13 protein-coding genes and 2 pseudogenes are annotated in these 14,936 nt (G+C 41.4%); 6 read left to right on the top strand and 9 right to left on the bottom strand.

Annotated elements, in window-relative coordinates; all coding sequences use genetic code 11:
• The 3 genes and pseudogenes from E0409_RS15545 to dmeF all read right to left on the bottom strand — a co-directional run.
• The coding region (locus E0409_RS15545) for a DUF4372 domain-containing protein (protein ID WP_131292299.1) at positions 1 to 122 on the bottom strand (122 nt) is incomplete at its 3' end.
• Positions 123 to 266: 144 nt separating this feature from the next.
• On the bottom strand, positions 267 to 968 hold the full coding sequence (locus tag E0409_RS15540) for a DsbC family protein (protein WP_131292297.1): 702 nt from the start codon (positions 966 to 968) through the stop codon (positions 267 to 269).
• Between the two features lie 81 nt (positions 969 to 1,049).
• Positions 1,050 to 2,050: pseudogene (dmeF, locus tag E0409_RS15535) on the bottom strand (CDF family Co(II)/Ni(II) efflux transporter DmeF).
• Between the two features lie 55 nt (positions 2,051 to 2,105).
• Between dmeF and E0409_RS15530 the strand changes: the two are divergent.
• Together E0409_RS15530 and E0409_RS15525 are read left to right on the top strand one after the other, a co-directional pair.
• A complete protein-coding gene (locus E0409_RS15530; RefSeq protein ID WP_131292293.1) occupies positions 2,106 to 2,372 on the top strand; it encodes a metal/formaldehyde-sensitive transcriptional repressor in 267 nt (88 codons plus the stop codon).
• Between the two features lie 117 nt (positions 2,373 to 2,489).
• A complete protein-coding gene (locus tag E0409_RS15525; RefSeq protein ID WP_502699848.1) occupies positions 2,490 to 3,662 on the top strand; it encodes an MFS transporter in 1,173 nt (390 codons plus the stop codon).
• Between the two features lie 57 nt (positions 3,663 to 3,719).
• On the opposite strand, the gene mnmE is transcribed toward E0409_RS15525, so the two are convergent.
• From mnmE to rpmH, 5 genes are all read right to left on the bottom strand, one after another.
• On the bottom strand, positions 3,720 to 5,075 hold the full coding sequence (gene mnmE / locus E0409_RS15520; protein WP_131292291.1) for a tRNA uridine-5-carboxymethylaminomethyl(34) synthesis GTPase MnmE: 1,356 nt from the start codon (positions 5,073 to 5,075) through the stop codon (positions 3,720 to 3,722).
• 99 nt (positions 5,076 to 5,174) lie between these two features.
• Positions 5,175 to 6,929: a membrane protein insertase YidC gene (yidC, locus tag E0409_RS15515; protein ID WP_131292289.1), complete on the bottom strand. Its 1,755-nt coding sequence runs from the start codon at positions 6,927 to 6,929 to the stop codon at positions 5,175 to 5,177.
• A gap of 5 nt (positions 6,930 to 6,934) precedes the next feature.
• A complete protein-coding gene (gene yidD / locus E0409_RS15510) occupies positions 6,935 to 7,255 on the bottom strand; it encodes a membrane protein insertion efficiency factor YidD (protein WP_067723861.1) in 321 nt (106 codons plus the stop codon).
• Between the two features lie 9 nt (positions 7,256 to 7,264).
• A complete protein-coding gene (rnpA, locus tag E0409_RS15505) occupies positions 7,265 to 7,654 on the bottom strand; it encodes a ribonuclease P protein component (protein ID WP_004650901.1) in 390 nt (129 codons plus the stop codon).
• A gap of 29 nt (positions 7,655 to 7,683) precedes the next feature.
• Positions 7,684 to 7,818: a 50S ribosomal protein L34 gene (gene rpmH / locus E0409_RS15500; RefSeq protein ID WP_000831329.1), complete on the bottom strand. Its 135-nt coding sequence runs from the start codon at positions 7,816 to 7,818 to the stop codon at positions 7,684 to 7,686.
• 659 nt (positions 7,819 to 8,477) lie between these two features.
• Between rpmH and dnaA the strand changes: the two genes are divergently transcribed.
• From dnaA to gyrB, 4 genes are all read left to right on the top strand, one after another.
• Positions 8,478 to 9,857 carry a chromosomal replication initiator protein DnaA gene (gene dnaA / locus E0409_RS15495; protein WP_131292286.1) on the top strand — a complete coding sequence of 460 codons (1,380 nt, stop codon included), beginning with the start codon at positions 8,478 to 8,480 and terminating at the stop codon, positions 9,855 to 9,857.
• Between the two features lie 109 nt (positions 9,858 to 9,966).
• Positions 9,967 to 11,112 carry a DNA polymerase III subunit beta gene (gene dnaN / locus E0409_RS15490; RefSeq protein WP_131292284.1) on the top strand — a complete coding sequence of 382 codons (1,146 nt, stop codon included), beginning with the start codon at positions 9,967 to 9,969 and terminating at the stop codon, positions 11,110 to 11,112.
• 27 nt (positions 11,113 to 11,139) lie between these two features.
• Complete coding sequence (gene recF / locus E0409_RS15485) at positions 11,140 to 12,222, top strand: DNA replication/repair protein RecF (protein ID WP_131292282.1); 1,083 nt, start codon at positions 11,140 to 11,142, stop codon at positions 12,220 to 12,222.
• A gap of 54 nt (positions 12,223 to 12,276) precedes the next feature.
• Positions 12,277 to 14,748, top strand: coding sequence for a DNA topoisomerase (ATP-hydrolyzing) subunit B (gene gyrB, locus E0409_RS15480; RefSeq protein ID WP_131292280.1), 2,472 nt, complete (start codon positions 12,277 to 12,279; stop codon positions 14,746 to 14,748).
• Between the two features lie 59 nt (positions 14,749 to 14,807).
• On the opposite strand, the pseudogene E0409_RS15475 reads toward gyrB, so the two are convergent.
• Positions 14,808 to 14,936: pseudogene (locus E0409_RS15475) on the bottom strand (IS4 family transposase); the annotation flags it as partial.

The following is a 14,936-nucleotide window of genomic DNA, read 5'->3' as shown; positions in this document are numbered from 1 at the left end:
TGATCCCATCGAGAAGCAGATCTGAATTTCTGCCCAACATGATGTTGTTTAGCAAGCCGTTCAAAATCTTGTCGTAAGACTGGTTTAATTAACTGATGAAATACGGTATTCTGATGTGACAAAACCTGAATCCTGGTCGTTAAAGTGTTTGTTTGCACTCATATTTTAACTGTTCGGACTCAGGTTTTTTTATTTAAATCAAACTATGGGACAGCAGTGCCTGTTCAGGTGCTTTTTAGGGTTTGATTCATCAGGAAATAAACCTGTTATAGATCCAGCTCTTTCCACATTTTTTCTATTTCTTGAGCAGGATGGGCCCCCATCACTTTAAAACCATTGGAGAAAATAATGGCAGGTGTTCCATTTAACCCCAATGATTTTCCTAAACTCAAATTACGCTCAATCGGATTGGCACAGGTTTTTTTAGAACTTGGCTGAATCCCTTTACTGATCAAATTTGACCAAGCCAAGGCAGGAGCTTTTTCACAGAAAACTTGCTTTGAAACAGCAATTGACTGGTTTTTGATAGGATAAATAAAAGTATAAATCGTGACATCGTTCAACTTGCTTAATTCAGTCTCAAGTTGTTTGCAATACGGGCAATTTGGGTCAGAAAAAATCGCGATCTGGCGTTTCCCATTACCTCGCACACTTTTCACTGCATCCTGTAAAGGCAATTTTTTCCAATCAATGCTGTTTTCTTTAAGCACTAAGTCTTTGGTCAAATTTTTCTGATCACTTAAACGGTACATTGAGCCAACCAGAATATGTTGCGCATCTTCACCGACATACACCACTTGACCATCCATTGAACCACTATAAATGCCTTTCATATCGGTAGCTTGAATATTTTCAATGTTTAATTTTGGGTGTTGTTTGGTGAGGTTGCTTTTGACCGTATCAACATTCGCCAAACTTAAGCTTGAAATAACACTGACCAAGGTGAATGCCAATATTTTTTTAATCATGTTTTTTTGCTCATCGATTCCAATTATTCAACGTGATTCTACTTAAAATTTAACGACAGATTCAGTTAATTTTAGCAGTCCTTACTGAAAGCACACATATTTCATCATCAAGGTTTCACGTGGAACATTGACATGATTTACAGCGGATTTATTTCTACCGAAATATGCACAATTTCGTCATGGATAGACAGTGCTTCACGAACTTGATCCGCTTTCAAATTGGAATCGGTTGCCAAAGCTAAAATACAGGAAAATTTCCCTTTGCCTACTTTCCAGACATGCAGGTCAGTGATTTCCACCACAGAAAATTCAGCAATCACTTCCCGGATTTCTTCCACTACGGGATGATCCATTTCTGCATCGAGTAAAGTTCTTCCTGTTTCTTTAATCAGGCCAATTGCCCATTTTGCCACCAGAATGGAGCCTGCAATCCCGAGTACCGCATCCAGAAAACCCCAATCTAAATACTTTGCAGCAAACAGGGCAATAATCGCAAACACTGAAGTCACTGCATCTGCCACCACATGCATAAATGCCGCTTTCTGGTTCAAGTCGTGATGACCATGAGCATGCTCATTTTCATGTTCGTGATGGTGATGGTGATGGTGATGGTGATGGTGATGGTGATGGTGATCATCATGCAGTAACCATGCGCAGATTAAATTAATCACCAATCCGAGAATTGCAATTGGAATGGCCTGGTTATAATGAATATCTATGGGATTTATTAGTCGTTCTATTGATTGGAATGCCATAAATATCGCAACAACCATCAATAAGATTGCGCTGCTATATCCGGCTAAAATTTCAATTTTCCAGGTGCCAAAACTAAAACGGCTATCTTGTGCATAACGACGTGCAGAACGATAGGCAAAATAAGCCAGTCCCAAGGCCAACATATGTGAACTCATGTGCCAACCATCGGCAAGTAATGCCATAGAGTTGTAAATCCATCCCCCAGCCACTTCTAATAGCATCATCACTGCCGTTAGAATAGTCGCCCATAGAATACGTTTTTGGGCGAGGGGATTACCTTCATCAAACTGATGAGCATGTGTTCTGGTCAATGGGGCTTTTTGCATAATCTTAATGTTTTAATATACTCCCCCACAGTATATTTATTTTTGGAGAGTTGTGTTGGGTCATTTACATCAAGATAAGAAAATTCATAATCGAGTCAAACGCTTACAAGGGCAAATTAACTCTGTAGAGCAAGCCTTAAACAGCCCTGAGCATTCATGTATTACGGTATTACAGCAAGTCGCTGCCATTAAAGGCGCTGTGAATGGTCTAATGAATGAATTGATCGAATCACATTTACGTCATCACGTGATTGGTGAACAAACTGAAATTAATGAACAGGAACTTGCTGAATTTTTAAAATTATTAAAGCGTTATAGTTAAATGATTTACATCTTATAAATTGACGCCCTAGGTGGATAAGAATTAATCTACAGCTCTTCTTTTCTCTCCAAATATTCGCTATTTTCAACCCTATGGCGGGTGTTTCTGTGACTCTACATGACGACTCAACAATCATGGCGACCATTTTTAATGGTCAGCCTGGCACTTTGTATTGGAACCATTGGCACCGCACTCGCGAGTCCTTTATATCCGATCTATCAAGAACTGTGGCATTTACTGCCTAGCCATATTACCTATATCTTTGTGGCCTATATGTTTGGCTGTCTGGCGACCTTGCTATTTTTAGGTCGAACCAGCAACAGTTTCGGATTCCTACGTACCTTACAAATCGGTATCGTGTTTGTCATCTTAGGCCTAGCGCTTTCCGCTGTTGCATCGAATGCACTTTGGCTGGCTTTGGGTCGCTTTATTATTGGGATTGCATCAGGGCTGATCAGCACCTCTGCAATGCTTGGATTAATTACCACCATTCCAGACAGTCATAAACAAAATGCACCGCAATTAAGTTCCATCATTACCGTGATTGGTTTTGGCTTGGGACCCTTTATTGGCGGGCTGATTGCTCAGTTTTCTAGCCAGCCGTTAGTTACACCTTATTTACCCATTATTGCCGCTGCTATTTTATGTTTTTTGGGTTTGTTTCTGGTTAAAGTTCCACAATTCAAAGCCCAGCCTTTTTCAATTGCACCACGTTTAGAAATACCAGCAGCCCAACATCAATCATTATTTTTTATTGCTGCTTTAACTGCATTCAGCGCTTTTGGGGCCTTTAGTTTATTTGCATCTCTTTCGCCATCTTTCGTAAAGGATCTGATTCCCTGGCATGGACCATTGGTCAGTGGTTCAGCGATTGCCAGTATTTTACTTGTTTCTGCTGTCGTACAATTTTCTGCTAAACATCTTCCTACAGCAAAAAACCTGAGTTTAGGGCTGATGACTTTAGTGGTGAGCTTTGTTTTACTCGGCTTATGTATGAGTATGCAATGGAGTATTTTGTTCTTTATCAGCGACATTATGCTGGGTGTAGGACATGGGCTGGGCTTATTGGGTGCATTCGGTTTAATCCACCAGATGATGACCACGGATAACCGTGCAGCTGTGATGTCGACCTATTTATTTATTGGTTATTTAGGCACGATCATTCCAATTATCGCGGTGGGATATTTAGCCGATCATTTTGGCTTAACCATTGGGGTTTTAGGATTCTGCATAGGCATTGGTTTACTCTGTCTTTCGCTAATATTTTGGCATAAGAAAATTTCATCATAAAAAAACCGCCTTCATAAAGGCGGTTTTTCAAATCCACTGGATTGCTTTTCGACTGGATTATTTTCCAATACAGAATGATCCAAAGATTTTCCCTAACAAATCATCTGCACTAAATTCACCGGTAATCTCCGCCAAGGCATTTTGCGCCAGACGTAAAGATTCAGCCACCAATTCACCTGCCTGATACACCACCAACTGCTCATGTGCTTCTGCAAGATACACTTGAGTGCGTTTCATTGCGTCTAAATGGCGTGTACGTGCAATAAAGGTATCTTCTTCTGGCTGGAAGCCTGCATGCGCTGTAATCGCATCTATAAGCGACTGAACACCAGTTTCATGCTTGGCTGAGACAGTAATATGACGAAATCCCTGATAATCGCCAATTTCAGCAGCTGCACCAGTTAAATCGCACTTGTTGGCGATCAACATTAACCGACGCGGTTCAAGATGTTCAGCAAAATAGTTTTGTGCCAATTGCAACGGATCTTCACCTTGGCTTAAGTCATAGACCAACAGCAATAAATCGGCTTGTTCAATTTCTTTAATCGCACGGCGAATCCCTTCTTTCTCGACAATATCACCAGTTTCACGCAGTCCGGCAGTATCGGTCAGGGTAATCGGCAAGCCATTTAAGGTGATTTGTTCATGCAGGACATCACGGGTAGTACCGGCAATATCGGTCACAATGGCACGTTCATTTCCGGCCAACGTATTCAATAAGGAAGATTTTCCTGCATTCGGTTTACCGGCAATCACCACCTGTAAACCTTCACGCAATAACTGACCTTGGCGTGCAGACTTTTGTACTGCAGTCACTGAAGTTTGCACATCTTCAAGCAAAGCCAAAATTTTACCATCGGCCAAGAAATCAATTTCTTCTTCCGGGAAATCAATGGCAGCTTCCACATGTAAACGTAGATGAATCAATTTTTCTAAAACGGTATTGACTCGGGTCGAAAACGCCCCTTGTAGCGAACGGACTGCTGAACGGGCGGCGGCTTGTGACGTGGCATCAATCAAATCGGCAATCGCTTCGGCTTGCACCAGATCCAGCTTGCCATTTTCAAAGGCACGCATGGAAAATTCACCCGCTTTAGCCGCAATCGCGCCCAATTCAAGTAAACGACCCAGTAGGGCATTTTGAATCACAGGTCCACCATGACCTTGCAACTCAACTACATCTTCACCGGTAAACGAGTTTGGATTGGGAAAGCAGATGGCCAAACCCTCATCCATGACTTCGCCCGCGGCATCATAAAACTGACGGAAACCGGCAAAGCGGGCTTTCGGTAAAGCCTTTTGCGTTAATGCTTCTGCAATGGCATAGGATTTTGGACCAGACAGACGAATCACTCCCACACCACCACGCCCGGGCGGAGTTGCAATTGCAGCAATCGTTGTTCGGTTTTGCATAAAATTCACCTAAAAATTCCTAAATTACAGCCAAAGAAAAATCCGCCTAAGATTACCATCTTAAGCGGATTTATTCAGCTATTCGCAATCAGTCGTTACTTAAACAACTTCACGCTTTTCGCGTTCTTTCGCAACATTCTTGTTGATCAAGCTTTGCTGCAAGATGGTAATACTGTTATTGACAATCCAGTACATTACCAAGCCCGCAGGGAAGAACAACATAAATACAGTGAACATGATCGGCATGATTTTGAACACTTTCGCCTGCATCGGATCAGCCGGTTGCGGATTTAAAGACTGCTGAACAAACATGGTCAAGCCCATTAATAACGGCAGAATAAACCACGGATCCATTGCAGATAAATCTTGAATCCAGCCTAACCACGGTGCGTGACGAAGTTCTACCGACTCCATCAATACCCAGTACAAGGCCAAGAAAATCGGCATTTGTAAAAGTAGTGGCAAGCAACCTGATAATGGGTTGACTTGTTCACGTTTATACAGCGCCATCATTTCTTGAGAGAAACGCATGCGGTCTTCACCGAACTCTTCTTTCATGCGTTGCATTTCAGGTGCAATCACACGCATTTTCGCCATAGAGCGATAGCTCTTAGACGACAATGGCCAAAGAATCAGTTTCACTAGCACAGTCAACAAGATAATTGACCAGCCCCAGTTGCCCACAATGTTATGGAAAAATTGAAGACCCAGGAACAATAACTTCGCAATTGGCCACAACCAACCATAATCAACAGTTTGGTTTAAACCAATCGCCAAATCTTTCAGTTCAGACTGAATTTTAGGACCTGAATAGAACGTCGCATCCAATTCAGCGGCAGTACCTGCAGGTACATTAATCATCGGTGAAGTGAAACCAATAATATTCATATTATCAGTGGATTGACGCGATTCTAATTTCGCACTATACGGCTGACCATTGGCTTGAGTCAGTTTAAGATCACCTGGAATCCAGGCACTGACGAAATAATGCTGCACTACAGCAACCCAGCCACCTTTTGCTTCAACATTCAATTTTTCGTCATTGAAGTTGTCAAATTTAAGCTTGTTGTAGTGTTCCTCAGGTGTACCCCAAGCACCACCCAGGAATGTGCCTAGTGTGAAAATGCCTTGGTCTGATTTACCTGGATCATCCGAATTGTCACGTTTGATTTGACCAAACATTTGACCTTGCCAGTTCTGAGCACTACGGTTCACAACTTTGTGGTTCACAATAATCGGATACTCACCTTGCTTAAAGGTAAATGTTTTGATGATTTCGACACCATCAGCCGTTTTATAAACCATCGGTACAGATAAAACTTTAACCGCTTTACCATCTTTGCTTTTTTCTGCTTTAGCATCAGCCAAGCTATAAGCTGTTTTTTCAACTTCATAAACCGGACGACCATTACGGTTGCTGTCCGGTCCATTTAAACCAATCAAGCCAGACTGAGCAACGTAAGTACGTTTTGCATCGCTTTCCAGCATGACAAACGGTTCATCACTGTCTTTATTTTTATCGTGGTTCAATAATTCAATACGAACAATGTCACCACCTTTAGGATTAATCCAAAGATGATAAAGGTCAGTTTGTACTGAAATAAGCTGTTGACTTACAGGTGCAGTGGCATCTGTTGTAGTTTGCTGAGTGGCAATATTTGCTTGAGGCACGTCAGACGCTGCTGGAGCTGTTTGAGCATTTGGCAAATCTGCAGATACTTCATGTGAAACCACGGCAGCTTCTTGCTGCGGTTTAGTCTCTGCATGACCATAATCTTTTTGCCAAGCCAAAATAAGCAAATATGCGACGACAAACATAGCCCCTAGAATTGCAAACCTGGCCCATTGTTGCATATCTATTATCCCAAGTAGTTAGAGTGATTTCGGTTCAATAAACGATCACGAAAGGGTACAGCAACGTGAAGCGTTTGAGAATCCATTTGCTGAAATGAAATAAAACGAATTGCTTTTGGGGGAACTGGGTCATAACCCGAACCACCCCAAGGATGACAACGGCAAATACGTTTAGTAGCTAACCACGCACCACGCACAGCACCATGCGAATGGACTGCTTCTAAAGAATATTGAGAACATGTTGGAATATAACGACAGCGGGGTCCCAATAAAGGACTAATCGCGATCTGATAGAATCGAATCAACCAATGCAGTAAACGTACCATTGGCCATCTCTACTTTTGTGGGGAGGGAGCTATCTTTTTATGCTTATTGGCAAGGCGTTGCAATTTCTGCCAAGCAAATTGTAATTGCTGTTGCAATTCTGCATTAGGAATTGCTTCAATGCCGACTTTAGGCATGACCACAATATCTAATAAATCTAATTGCTGTTGATGAAGGCGAAAACTTTCGCGAGCAAGACGTTTTACTCTATTTCTTTCATGTGCGCGACGCACTTTTTTCTTGGCAACAACAATACCCAAACGGCTTGAAGGCTGTTCGGAATTTTTTGCCAAAAATAAGAAATGGGGTTGATGCACTTTAAAAAGCGCACCATCAAACACACTTTTATAATCGGCAGCACAGCGTATACGTACGTCTGTGCTGAAGCCATAAAGTGTCATGACACCCAAAATCGTAATAACTTAACTAATTAAACAGTTAAGCTATGACGACCTTTTGCACGACGGCGAGCTAATACTTGACGACCAGCTTTAGTAGCCATACGAGCACGGAAACCATGAACACGCTTACGCTTTAATTCTGATGGTTGGAATGTACGTTTCATATTGAAACTCCAAAAATGATCTTCTATGAAGGTTCGCGATTTTAGTGTTCATTCGGTGAGCTGTCAATCAAAAACAAACTTTCTTTCAAAATAAGGCATTTTTTTAAAAAACCAAGAATCTGAGATTTTTTATCTCATTAAAAACTGTTTTAATTTTACACACAATATAAGTTGTTGATTAATAATACAACATAAGTTATAAACAGAAATATTAACAACGTTATCCACAACTTAGTGTTGATAAGATTATTTTCCTCACTTTTGAATTTAAATTTAAAAATATTGAAAGTTATCCCCATCAACAATCGCTCTTATAAATAAATTCAAATTTATAAATTTAAATTTATTACTATTAGGGAGCTGTTTTTCTGTGGAAAAGCTATTTTAAATTTATATAAACAATAATTTATATTGTGGATATCTATGTTTTTATAATCTTGTTAAATTGGGGATAACTTTGTGATATATTTTATCCACAGCTTGCGGATAATCTTATCCACACCGTGATTTAAATTTAAATTTAATCGGAAAATTGCTTTTTTGAGTGATATTTCTTTAATTTTGCCATGACAGATGTGGATAACTTCGATAGAATGGCGACCCGCTTGGTCGGGCTCAAATGATTTTTTTATAACTAATGGAATAAATAGGGGTTTCACATGCTTTGGACTGACTGTTTAACTCGTTTGCGACAAGAGCTTTCGGGGAATGTCTTTACCATGTGGATTCGCCCTTTGGTTGCTGAAGAGCTTAACGACACATTAAAACTTTATGCACCCAATCCTTATTGGACCCGTTATATTCAGGAACATCATCTTGAGCTGATCACGATTTTAGCAGAGCAAATGTCTGAAGGTCGGGTGCGTAAAGTTGAAATTTTGGTGGATTCACGTCCTGGTGCGATTCTGTCCGCCAATGAACAACCGGCAACCACGACTGCTGCTTTGCAATCCGTTGCCACGCCGATGGCTAGACCGCGAAAAGAAAAAGAAGAATCAGGCGTTAAAAATAGCCGTAAGCGTTTATTGAACCCATTATTTACTTTTTCGTTATTTGTGGAAGGCCGCTCGAATCAGATGGCAGCGGAAACCTGTCGTAAAGTTTTAACCCAATTGGGCGCTTCTCAACATAATCCTTTATTTTTATATGGTCCGACAGGTTTAGGTAAAACCCATTTAATGCAAGCAGTGGGGAACGCTTTATTACAAGCCAAACCGAATGCGCGTGTGATGTATATGACTGCGGAAAGTTTTGTCCAGGATTTTGTCAGCTCATTGCAGCAAGGCAAAGTGGAAGAATTCAAGAAAAATTGCCGTTCGCTGGATTTGTTGTTGGTTGATGATATTCATTTGCTTGCCGGTAAAGAAGCCAGTTTGGTGGAGTTCTTCTATACGTTTAATGCCTTGTTGGATGAGTCCAAGCAAATCATTTTGACTTCAGATCGTTATCCTAAAGAATTGACGGAACTGGATGCGCGTTTAGTTTCACGTTTTTCTTGGGGCTTGTCGGTGGGTGTGGAACCCCCAGATATTGAAACCCGTATTGAAATCTTGTTGAAAAAAGCTGAAAACATCGGGGTTGAGTTGCCGCGTAATTGTGCTTTATTTGTGGCACAACAAGTTGTGGCCAATGTTCGTGAACTTGAAGGTGCATTAAACAAAGTGGTGGCTATTTCACGTTTTAAAGGCACTCCCATTGATCTGGATGTGGTACGTGAATCGTTAAAAGATGTGTTGGCAATTCGTGCCAGAACCATCAGTACTGAAAATATCCAGCGTGTGGTCAGTGAATATTTCCGTATTCCGCTAAAAGAAATTGTGGGGCCGAAACGTACCCGTATTTATGCCCGTCCACGTCAGTTGGCCATGGGGCTTGCGCGTGAATTGACCGGTGATAGTTTTCCGGAAATTGGCATGGCCTTCGGTGGTCGTGATCACAGTACCGTGATGCATGCCTGTGAGAAAGTACTCAGCCTTCGTGAGGAAGATCCGATCTTCAATGAAGACTATAAAAACTTGCAACGTTTGTTGCAAAGTTGATCGAATTTGATCAAATTCTATTCTTGCAATGCGGCATATTCTGCCGCATAGTACACTGCTAAAAACACATTTATTTATTATTTATCTTCAGTAGTTAGAGGAATGTACCGTGCGTTTGAAAATCGCGAAAGAAAGCTTACTTAATGTTCTGTCACATGTCGTAGGAGCGGTTGAACGTCGCCATACTTTAAACATTCTTTCTAATGTAAAGATTCAGGTTAGTAACGAGTCGCTAACCATTACCGGTTCAGATTTGGAAGTGGAACTGGTTGCCAGTACCACGCTGGCTGAAGGTGCATGCTTGCAAGTGGGCGAGACCACTGTTCCTGCACGCAAGCTGATGGACATCTGTAAATCTTTACCGACTGCGGCATTGATTGACCTGCAAATTACTGAAGATCGCTGCATTTTGAAATCGGGTAATAGCCGTTTTGTGTTGGGAACTTTGCCTGCTGAAGACTATCCGTTATTGAGCACTGAAAATGCTCAAGGTACCCAAGTGACCGTGACTCAGCGCGAGTTAAAACGCCTGTTTGAAAAAACCGCTTTCGCGATGGCAGTGCAAGATGTGCGTTTTTATTTAACCGGTACATTACTTGAAATTGATCAAAATCAGCTTCGTGCAGTCACCACTGATGGTCACCGTTTAGCATTGTGTGAAACAGCAGCAACTTCAACTGCAACTCAAGTCATTCAAGCGATTGTGCCACGCAAAGCAGTGGCGGAATTACAACGCTTACTCAGTATTGAAGATGAGCAATTGTCTTTGCTGATTGGCCGTGAATTGTTGAATGTCACCATTAGTACACCAAGCCGTGACAAAGAGCAGGGTGATATAACTGTTCGTTTCACCACCAAGTTAATTGATGGGAAATTCCCGGATTATCGTCGTGTGATTCCTCGTGGTGGCGATAAAAACGTATTGATTGCACATGATGTATTTAAACAATCTCTACAGCGTGTGGCGATTTTGAGTAACGAAAAATTACGTGGTGTGTTCCTGAATTTTGGTGCTGATTGTTTACAACTTCGCGCCAATAACCCAGAGCAAGATGAGGCGATTGAAGATCTAGCCATTCAATATGCGGATGCACCGATGGAAATGTCATTTAATGCGCAATATTTATTGGATGTATTAAGTGCTTTGGATGGTGATGATGTCTATATGACCATGACTGAAGCCAACCAATCTGTCTTGGTACACGATCCGGCACAACAAGACCAGACCTATGTTGTGATGCCGATGCGTGTTTAATTTGCTGATTTTTTACAAGATCAGATTATGTTTATCACGCGTTTAAATATAGAACGTGTTCGAAACTTAAAAGCGGTTGCACTCCAAGGGTTGCAGCCGTTTAATGTCTTTTATGGTCAGAATGGTTCAGGTAAAACCTCGATTCTAGAGGCGATTCATTTGCTGGCGACCGGGCGTTCTTTCCGAACCCATATCCCGAAAAACTATATTCAAAATGAAACAAGCGACGTGATTGTTTTTGCGCAATCTGCGACTGAAAAAATTGGCATGCAAAAATTTTTATCCGGTGAGCAACTGATTAAAGTCAATGGCGATCATATTGCGAGCCAGGGGCAACTGGCTAAAATATTACCTTTGCAGCATATTGATCCACAAAGTACCGATATTATCGACTATGGTGCCAAACCCAGACGGCAACTGATTGACTGGTTGATGTTCCACGTGGAACCGGATTTTTATCATGCCTGGCAATATTATTCGCGCGCTTTAAAACAACGCAACAGTTTGTTGAAATCGAGACGAAATCTTAGCCTGAATGATTTAGAGCCATGGAATAAAATGCTGGCTGAATATGGCGAAATGCTGCATTCACAACGTAGTGGAATTGTGGAACAGTGGAAAGTCTATTTTGAACAGGATTTAAAACAGTTATTGCCCAATCTCGATATTCAAATGGAATATATTCCCGGTTTTCATACCGAACTCGGCTTGCTGCATGACTTAACTGTACATCATCAAAAAGACCTGGATCGACGCTATACCGAGTATGGTCCACATCGTGCAGATTTACGTTTAAAAACAACGCTGGGTGATGCGGATGTGGTGCTTTCACGCGGTCAAAAAAAGCTGCTGATTGTCGCCTTAAAACTGTCACAGATTGCAATGCTGCATGCCTGTAATAAGGAAACTGTGGTATTATTAGATGATGTGACAGCAGAATTAGATTTAACTGCACAACGACGATTAATTGAGCGATTGAGCCAACTGGGTAGTCAAGTTTTTATTACCACTTTAGAGCATGAATCAGTAAAAAAACATTTACATGATTTGTCTATTTCATATCAATTATTCAATGTTGAAAACGGTCAAGTTCAAGTTGTCGTGCAATAGTTTTTTAGATTTTACCCATCTTTGGATAGACCTATATTTCACTAGGGAGAAACCATGAGTTCAGAAGATCAAGCTGCTTCTCAAACAGAACCAACCAATGAAAAGGCTTATGATTCCTCTAGTATCAAGGTATTACGTGGCCTCGATGCTGTTCGTAAGCGTCCAGGCATGTATATTGGTGATACTGACGATGGTTCAGGTTTACATCACATGGTGTTTGAGGTTGTCGATAATGCAATTGATGAAGCCTTGGCGGGTCACTGTGATGAAATCCTGGTCACCATCCATGAAGATGAATCGGTAAGTGTTTCAGATAACGGTCGTGGTATTCCAACTGATATTCACCCAGAAGAAGGCGTATCTGCCGCTGAAGTAATTTTAACCATTCTTCATGCTGGCGGTAAGTTTGATGATAATAGCTATAAAGTATCCGGTGGTTTGCACGGGGTAGGTGTTTCTGTTGTAAATGCCTTGTCGAGTAAATTATTATTGAATATTCGTCGTGCCGGTAAAGTGTACGAACAAGAGTATTGCCACGGCGATCCTGTCTATCCGTTACGTGCCATTGGTGATACTGACGAAACTGGAACAACGGTTCGTTTCTATCCAAGTGCAGAAACCTTTAGCCAAACCATTTTCAATGTTGATATTTTAGCGCGTCGTTTGCGTGAACTTTCATTCTTGAATGCCGGTGTTCGTATTGTGTTACGTGATGAACGTATCGATGCTGAACATGTATTTGATTATGAAGGTGGTTTGTCCGAATTCGTAAAATATATCAATCAAGGCAAAACCCATTTAAATGATATTTTCCATTTTACCAGCCAAGTGCCGGAAACAGGGATTACTGTTGAAGTCGCTTTACAGTGGAATGATACCTATCAAGAAAACGTGCGCTGCTTTACCAACAATATTCCGCAAAAAGATGGTGGTGCGCATTTAGCCGGTTTCCGCGCAGCATTAACCCGTGGTTTAAACCAGTATTTGGATAGCGAAAATATTCTGAAGAAAGAAAAAGTCGCGGTTACGGGTGATGATGCACGTGAAGGTTTAACTGCGATTGTTTCGGTTAAAGTGCCAGATCCAAAATTCTCTTCACAAACCAAAGAAAAACTGGTTTCAAGTGAAGTTAAACCTGCTGTAGAGCAGGCAATGAATAAGGAATTTTCTGCCTATTTGCTGGAAAATCCACAAGCCGCAAAATCAATTGCCGGCAAAATTATTGATGCAGCACGTGCGCGTGATGCGGCACGTAAAGCGCGTGAAATGACACGTCGTAAGAGTGCACTTGATATTGCAGGTCTTCCAGGTAAATTGGCCGATTGCCAAGAAAAAGATCCAGCATTGTCTGAATTGTACTTGGTCGAAGGTGACTCTGCGGGCGGTTCTGCAAAACAGGGTCGTAACCGTAAGATGCAAGCGATTCTGCCACTGAAAGGTAAAATCCTGAATGTGGAGCGTGCGCGTTTCGACAAAATGATTTCTTCGCAAGAAGTCGGTACGCTGATTACTGCACTCGGTTGTGGTATTGGTCGTGAAGAATACAATCCAGACAAGTTGCGTTATCACAAAATCATCATCATGACCGATGCTGACGTCGATGGTTCGCACATTCGTACGCTCCTGTTGACCTTCTTCTTCCGTCAAATGCCTGAACTTGTGGAACGCGGTTATATCTATATTGCACAACCACCGTTGTATAAATTGAAAAAAGGCAAGCATGAGCAATATCTTAAAGATAATGATGCTTTAGAAACCTTCCTGATTTCAAATGCGATTGATGATCTATCCTTGCATATCAGTGCTGAATCTCCTGCGATTACAGGACAAGCACTGGCAAAAGTCATTGAAGATTACCAGGTTTCACAGAAAAGTTTGAACCGTTTAACCTTACGCTATCCTGCAAGTTTGCTGGATGGTTTATTGGGTCTGGAAGCATTCAAACTTGATCAGAATCATGATGAAAATTATGTGAAACAATGGTCTGAACAGTTACGTGCTGCGATTGAAAAATATCAACCAAGTTTACGTCCTGAAATCACTTTGGAAATGTTTGAAAAAGAACATGCCAACGGTGAAAAAGTTGCACATTACTGGCCACGCGTGACCGTATATGTCCATAACTTGCCGCACTCGTATTTACTTGATTCTGGACTATTGGCTTCAGGTGAATATAAGCGTTTACTGCAAAATTCGAAGAGCTGGTTTAGCTTGCTTGAAGATGGTGCTTATTTGCAGAAAGGCGATCGCAAAATTAATGTCAGCACTTTCCATCAAGTGTGGCAGCACATTTTAGCGGATTCACGTCGTGGCATGATGATCCAGCGCTATAAAGGTTTGGGTGAGATGAATGCGGAACAGCTTTGGGAAACTACTATGGATCCTGAAAACCGTAACATGTTGCAAGTCACCATTGATGATGCGATTGAAGCAGATCGTATGTTCTCTTGTTTGATGGGGGATGATGTAGAACCACGTCGTGCCTTCATTGAAGAAAATGCTTTAAATGCAGATATCGACGCTTAATCTATTGATGAGTTAAATTGTAAAAAGCACCCTTCGGGGCACTGCTGTCCCACAATTTTTCATAAAAGGAGGCTCAATTGAGCTTCCTTTTGTTTTATCGGTATTTTATCGGGCATGAATAAAGCTTTTAAGGTTTTTCTCTCAAACAGATTTACTTGGATCATTCTTAGTAACCGTTGAACCGTCCA

Origin of the sequence: Acinetobacter sp. ANC 4862, from assembly GCF_004336635.1 — a bacterium.
In the GTDB taxonomy this organism is placed as follows: domain Bacteria; phylum Pseudomonadota; class Gammaproteobacteria; order Pseudomonadales; family Moraxellaceae; genus Acinetobacter.
Note: the sequence above shows the minus strand (reverse complement) of the source record. Positions and strands in the feature narration are given on the sequence as shown.